The organism is Mesotoga infera (assembly GCA_011045915.1).
GTDB classification, from domain to species: Bacteria; Thermotogota; Thermotogae; order Petrotogales; family Kosmotogaceae; genus Mesotoga; species Mesotoga infera_D.
In genome coordinates this window covers 1-6,557 of sequence record DSBT01000100.1, presented here as the reverse complement: position 1 = coordinate 6,557, position 6,557 = coordinate 1, and the positions used below count along the sequence as shown (strand labels likewise).

The 6,557-nt window shown below is 43.7% G+C and carries 4 protein-coding genes; 2 read left to right on the top strand and 2 right to left on the bottom strand.

Features of this window, described 5'->3' with window-relative positions:
* The first annotated feature begins 1,625 nt into the window (after window positions 1–1,625).
* A complete protein-coding gene (locus ENN47_03360) occupies window positions 1,626–2,219 on the top strand; it encodes a hypothetical protein (GenBank protein HDP77221.1) in 594 nt (197 codons plus the stop codon).
* A 799-nt stretch (window positions 2,220–3,018) separates the two neighbouring features.
* On the opposite strand, the gene ENN47_03355 is transcribed toward ENN47_03360, so the two are convergent.
* Both ENN47_03355 and ENN47_03350 read right to left on the bottom strand, forming a co-directional pair.
* Entirely contained in the window at window positions 3,019–3,861 is an 843-nt protein-coding gene (locus ENN47_03355) for a hypothetical protein (GenBank protein ID HDP77220.1), read from the bottom strand.
* 473 nt (window positions 3,862–4,334) lie between these two features.
* Window positions 4,335–5,054, bottom strand: a complete 720-nt coding sequence (locus ENN47_03350) for a hypothetical protein (protein ID HDP77219.1) — start codon at window positions 5,052–5,054, stop codon at window positions 4,335–4,337.
* 600 nt (window positions 5,055–5,654) lie between these two features.
* On the opposite strand from ENN47_03350, the gene ENN47_03345 reads away from it, so the two are divergent.
* Complete coding sequence (locus ENN47_03345; GenBank protein ID HDP77218.1) at window positions 5,655–6,362, top strand: Crp/Fnr family transcriptional regulator; 708 nt, start codon at window positions 5,655–5,657, stop codon at window positions 6,360–6,362.
* Window positions 6,363–6,557 lie beyond the last annotated feature (195 nt).

Genomic DNA, 6,557 nt, shown 5'->3' with positions numbered 1-6,557 from the left:
TTACTTGGCCTTTCTACCCTTTTGCATTTTGATTCGGAAAACGAATATAGAAGTCTGGCTAGATCATTCTTAGTCTACGTGTTGCTGTGAAGTCAATTCAAGCTCTTTGCTTTTTGAAAGGAGGCCTTGGGAAAGATGAGCGAGGAGCACAGATAGCTGTTTTTCCTTCAAGTGCTTTGTTCGAAGCCGGATATTTTCACGGGCGCATTAGTGTCCCCCTTATCTGATATAGGTTATCGTCACTTGAGCTTGACAAGGACAATTCATTGTTGGCTACTTGTCTAAAATAATGAACCTTTTATTTGCCAAGAGCAAGGACTAGATCCCGTATAGGAACACTACGGGATGACAATCTGAGGGATTCTGAAAATCTTTGGTCCTGTCATGCTGAACTTGATTCAGAATCTCGCTCCTTCAATAAGACGAGTCGATAAAGAGCATTGTCGATACGTTCGCTGCGCTCACCGAGAGGACGAGATTGCTTATTGTTGCCCCTTATCGAGATCATGAACCAGATCCCGTATAGGAACACTACGGGATGACGAAGTGAGACACTTCCGAAAGCCGCTTCTCTTCACCAGACCCCAGACCCTGCAATCGATATCCTGCTCTTGATTCCGTCATGCCGGACAGTGATCCGGCATCTCGATCTTGGTTTTTGAGCTTGGCCAAGAACGAAGAACAGATCCTTGCTCTCTGGAACGAACAACGTTTTCGGCGAACGGATAACCGTTCAACGGTCAACCGTTTCTCTTGCTCTTTCCTAACACGAACCCGCAACCCCGAACCTCGTTTTCTCCTGCTTGCAACCGACAACACGGAACTTGGAACTGCACCACACACACTGCGAAGGCAGAAAGGGGAAGAATTCCTTCCTCCTTTCTCATGAACTATGCTGCTGTAGTTCCATTCAGCCAGCCTGGAAATGACCGAGCACGTTCACGGTCACGAATCAAAACCCAATAAGGTGATTCATGCGGAATCTATGAGTTCGGGGCAGAGCGAATCCAGTATTCGCCGGATGGCTGGCAGAAAATGAGTAGGTTTGAACGAAGTTCTTGATCTTTTCGCCCACTATGAAGAATTGGCGTCTGATTTTCGATTTTTTCCAGAAAAAGTACTTCCGGGGGCAAAAGTTACTTCCGATATCGGAAGTAGTTTACAATCCTTGTGTAGTCCTTCGGGATTCCGTTTCTTCCCATTGCGTTGGCGCTCGGTCCCGTAATTCCGTATGATGTGGAGAGCTGTTGCATGCTGCTGGCAAGAAAGAGCGACAATCCATCATTCTGAGCTTGTTTCCACATCTCGTTCTTTGTAGATAAACATAGATGACTTTCATGTGAACCATGGTGGCATAATCTCTTTGCATGGAGGTGTCCCTTGGGCGGTGCAGGTGAAGGGCCCTGCTTAGCTATTCTTTTCCGTTTTTTTACTCTTTCCTTCTCTATTCCTTTTTCAATGACCTTTTTTCTTATTCTTGTCTCGCTGATTCATTTTTCCGTTACTTTCACGCACTTCGTGAGACCACTATCCTCACAAGAAACCTGATAGAATATATCTTAATATGGTAAGGCACTCTTTGAAAGACAGAAGTGGAAAAGCCTTTCCAAAAAGGAGAAAGTATCATGAAAAGTCTATTGAAATCTGCCCTGGCATCGCTTCTGATCTTTCTTGCATATTCAACCTCACTCGCCGCAGTCAATTTTGAGGCACCTCTCATAGCGACAGCTATGAGTGATGGTACTGGCCCAATAATACTCGGATTTGTGTGTGGAAAGTTGAATATCCCCTGCAGAAACGATCTGATGATAACAGCACAACAGCTCAAGGAACTGCTCGAAAGACCGGACCACCCCAAGACACTTGTAATTGCCACAGGGACCCTTATTGAGGGTGAGGCCTGTAAGGAGTGTGGGGGAATAGAGATCGACGTAGCTGAGGAGACGCAAAGAATCGAAGAGTTGATTGAATTGGCTAAATCAATGGCTTTACCGATTATCGGAATGCACCTTGACGGAACTTTTCCTACACCAGAACAGACATTTCGCCCGGCCATAGATTCAATAATGCCGTATGCCGATTTGATACTTCTGGTCTCTCCCGGGGAATACGCTAAGTATCTCAGAGATCTTTCCGAAGTAAGGGGAATTCCACTTATTGAGGTGAAAGAAACATCGGGAATCGCTCAGGTACTGCTTGAGATCTTAGCAAAACCCTGAGAGTTCTCTCTCATAACAGGGGCAATGCTATCATTGGGTTGACACATAATACTCACTTAATTGGGAAAGTACTGTATGCCTGCAATTGACGGCTTCGGTTCTTAATTTCCCGAAAGGATTGTATTTAGCTGTGAAGCTGTTGAGGGAGCTCTCTTATTGATTTTCTTGCCTAACCTAGAAGAATGAAAATAGCCATAGAAGACACTATAATCCAGACAACTATTCCCAAACACACTATAGAAAATGAATCTAAGATACCGACTAAGAAGATTAGGAAGAAAGGAAAAGATCGCACTTCTTCCAGTAAGTATAGAGGAGATTAGAACAGGGATAACTTTGAACAAGATGAGAAACAAACTGGAGAAATACAACTCGGACATTTTCCTGTGGATAAATGTGAAGTCTACAAGACGCACAACTGACTGGCAAACAGCGCGAAATCCTTTCCAAGTTTAAGGTTTAGGCACCTCCAATCTACTTCGAAACCCTGCAAAAAACCTAGTAACACGCTCACAATCTCCATAACCATTTCAGGGTAATGATCTCATGCGTTCTTGAACTCTGGGCAAACAAGCAATGCAGACCATGTCTTTCAATCATTGTCATTAGCCTAAGAAATGCAATTCGTGCAATGGAAATGCTTGTTTCTGCAAACGAAGATTTCGGAAACAAGAATTCGTTCTGTTCCAAAAAAGGAATCCAGAGACCATTTCAGAACTCTCAACTGTCCAGTGTCATAAAAAGATTGTTCAAGGATTCCACAAGAGATGGGTGAGCAAAAACAGCTTCTTTCAGAGAATTATATGGAAGCCCACCCATCATGGCAATCTGGATAGCAGCCATAATCTCTCCTCCCTCGACCCCGAGAATAGCAGCGCCAATAGTCTCGTCTGTTTTGGAATCTACAATCGCCTTCATCATTCCTCGTGTCTCCTCCGTTTACAAGGTTCTCTCTCAAAACTCTAAAATCGTCGTATGCAATGTGGGTAAAGGCTGGTCCCCCTTTCACGTCTCCTATAGCATAGACACCCTCCGATGTGGTTTCCAGTTTGCTATTGACCTTTATGAAACCTCTGTTGTCAACCTGAACTCCACTCTTTTCCAAATTCAGATCAGGTGTATTGGGCAACCTACCAGTCGCAAGCAACAAATGACTCCCGACCAATGTAGTTTCCTTTTCTGGGGACTTTAATGTCAGGCTGATCATATCTGCGAAGCTACTTACTTCTACCGGCTCAGCACATAGGAGGACCTCGATGCCTTCGTCTTTCATAATCTCCAGAACCGTACTAGCAATGTCCTCGTCTTCACGAGAAAGGAGCTGCTTATCATTCTGAATAACAGTTACTTTGCTTCCAAAGCGTCTGAACATCTGCCCAAACTCCAGACCAACGTAGCCACCACCAATGACTATCAAGTGTCCCGGAAGTTTGTCAAGCTCCATTATAGAGGTGGAGTCGTGAGCAACTACTTTGTCCAAACCCCTTATATTAGCCTTTGCCGGAGATGTCCCGGTGTTTATAACAGTGACATCTGATTCAAGTAACTTCGTATTCCCATTTGGAAGACTTACTTCGAGTTGTCTTCCTCCGACAAAATGCGAGCTGCCTTCTATTAATAAAAGATTTTGAGAATCCAGAATCCTTTTTTGATGCCTTCTCTAAAGCTCTCAACCACCTGTCTTTTTCGCTGGATTACCCTTTCCAGATTGATAGAAAAACTACTGACATCAACTCCAAAATCGCCAGAGGCGTTCCTCCCTGGCCCGAACCAATAACTATCGCATCGAATCTTCTGCTGTCTAGCATTTTGAACCCCTCTCTAGTTTAGCTTAATTAATATTTGGTATTGGTCGAATCTGACTGTCTTCAATCATCTGCTCTTCTCCGATTGTGAGAAAAATCCTGTCTCCAGACATGATGGAAAAGATTCAGTTGTTGCGAACACAAAGTAACAACGCAAAGAAGTGGGCATTATCTTCATTCTCAGATTCTCCTAGACGTGAATATGGTTGGTTCTACTCTCAGAGTTAAGAACAAGACTCCCGATTCAGAGAACTGCTTTCTCTGAATCGGGAGTTCTTTCAAGTAATTATAGTGTTCTTAACCAGTAGGATTAGTGCTGAACAGAAGGTCCATATGCGGAGAATGTCAACTGGGTTCGAATATTGGCTTGTCTCATTCCATCAACAATCAGTGGACTGGAAACACCTTGCGCTCTTCCTATTCCAAATTCTTCAGAGATGATTATACAATCGAACTTGAATCCTGGTTCATATGGATGCATGATAATGGGCGACGCGGAATGATAGTGAATAATCATTGGATCTTTCCCGGAGGGGGTCCTATCGATATTGTATTCCCCATACACTAACATTGATCCAGCCGGAACTAGCTTTCCCTGTTCGCCGCCATATTCGCCATAGAGAACGGTATCTTCCATGACCATTATCATGAATCCACCGTCTCTAATAACCCAGCCTTCGGAAGGCACTTCTTCTCCTGAGCTTACATAGGCACGGTACTCTTCTCTGGGATCGACAGCAAATGGCATTGCTGAGGGGAGTCCGGGACCAAACTGTTTCTCGAAATATGCATCTGCTTCAGCCAGGACTTCTGCAATCTCTTCATCGCTTCGCCCCATTACATCTTTATGATACCACATTGAAAGATCTCCTTCAACCGGCGCTAAATCTGCATTATAGCGACCCGCTGCCATATAGACTATGTACTTGTCGAAGCCTTGAGGGGTTGGAGTTACTGCAAAACCCGTAATCGAAACTGCTAGTGCTGCGATAACAGTTAATATGATACTCACGGTCAGTTTTCTGGTCATTTCTATCCACCTACCTTTATTGAGATGAATTGATCATATCAACCAATTACAGGTGGGTTCTGTAATCTGCACTACAAAACTGACAATTACGAGATGATGAGGTGTCTCACAAGTCAAATAGAATGAATGATATCCATAATCTTTCTCAATTAGTGATGGTTTAGGTGGTTGTGAATGACCACAATATTGTAAGCGAGAATCTTGAGGCCGATTGGTATATCAAAGTCTCTGTTCCTTATGTACCATATGGATTCTGAACCATCAATGATATCTTTAAGTTTTGAATTGGTTCTCTCTATTTCTTCTTATCTAGGTTTGTATCTTGGTCAGCAGCAGCAAAACCAGCAACCGCAATATCGCTATGACATCGTACTCTTTGTTCCTTCGCCCCCCATTCTTTACAGTTCCCTTTGCTATGAACTTGTCCATCCTTGTGATAACATTTATTCAGGCCTTCCTTAAGGTTCATAATTAATTCAATGCTATCATCATTGAATCTTTTGGATGCCCTCCTCCTTTTCGTAAAGCCCAAATATATCTGCAGCTAGTAGCTGATGAAGCTCAAAAGAGAATAGGCAGAGTTCGCAGAAGGTGATAGATATGAAGAGTAAGAATCTTTCAAACTTGAAAACGACGACCGGGTCTAAACAGTTGATGAAATTGACCCTCATTTCGAAGCTCGACATTTTTCGCGACTTGACCGATGAAGAAGTTGAGCAAGTTGAAGCAATGGTCAGAATGATTGACTGCAAAGCAGGACACGTGTTTTTCAGTCCCGATGAAAAGGTAGAGGTCTTGTATATGTTGAAGAAAGGTAAAGTACAGATCTACACGATCAATCAAGACGGGAGACGCCTTATCATAGATACATTGGGCCCTGGAACTTTTTTCGGAGAGATGTCACTGACTGCACAAAGTATGCAAGAATCTTTTGCTGAAGCTATCGAAGATTCGCTAATATGCGTGCTCGGTCGATCCGATATCGAGGCGTTGATTATGTATAAGCCTATCGTCGCAGTAAGATTGCTCGACATCGTAAGTCAGCGATTACGTTTGACCCGCCTAAGGTTTGAAGAAACGGTGCTCCAGAGCGCCACAATCAGAGTATGTAGCACTCTTTTGAGACTGTCGCAGGATAGTCTTCTTATAAGAATGACCCACCAAGAACTGGCGGACACTACTGGTCTTTTTCGAGAGACTGTAACCACAATTCTTGACGAACTTCAATTATCTGGAATACTTGAATTGTCTCGTAAGAAGATTTCGATCAAGGATAGATCGGAGCTGCAAAGGATAACAGAGATGTGATTCGAATCTCGCTCTTCAGGACTTGAACATCCCTAAGATTTCTGGATTCGTATCCCGGTAATTCCTGACCCGAAGGATAATGGATGAAGATATCGGGGTCAGACATGCCCTGATCGTTTACATCTGTGTTTCTGTCTCCATATACGAGGAAACGGGGCCCCGTCTTCGACTCGATTTGCAGGAAGTGATCCGGCT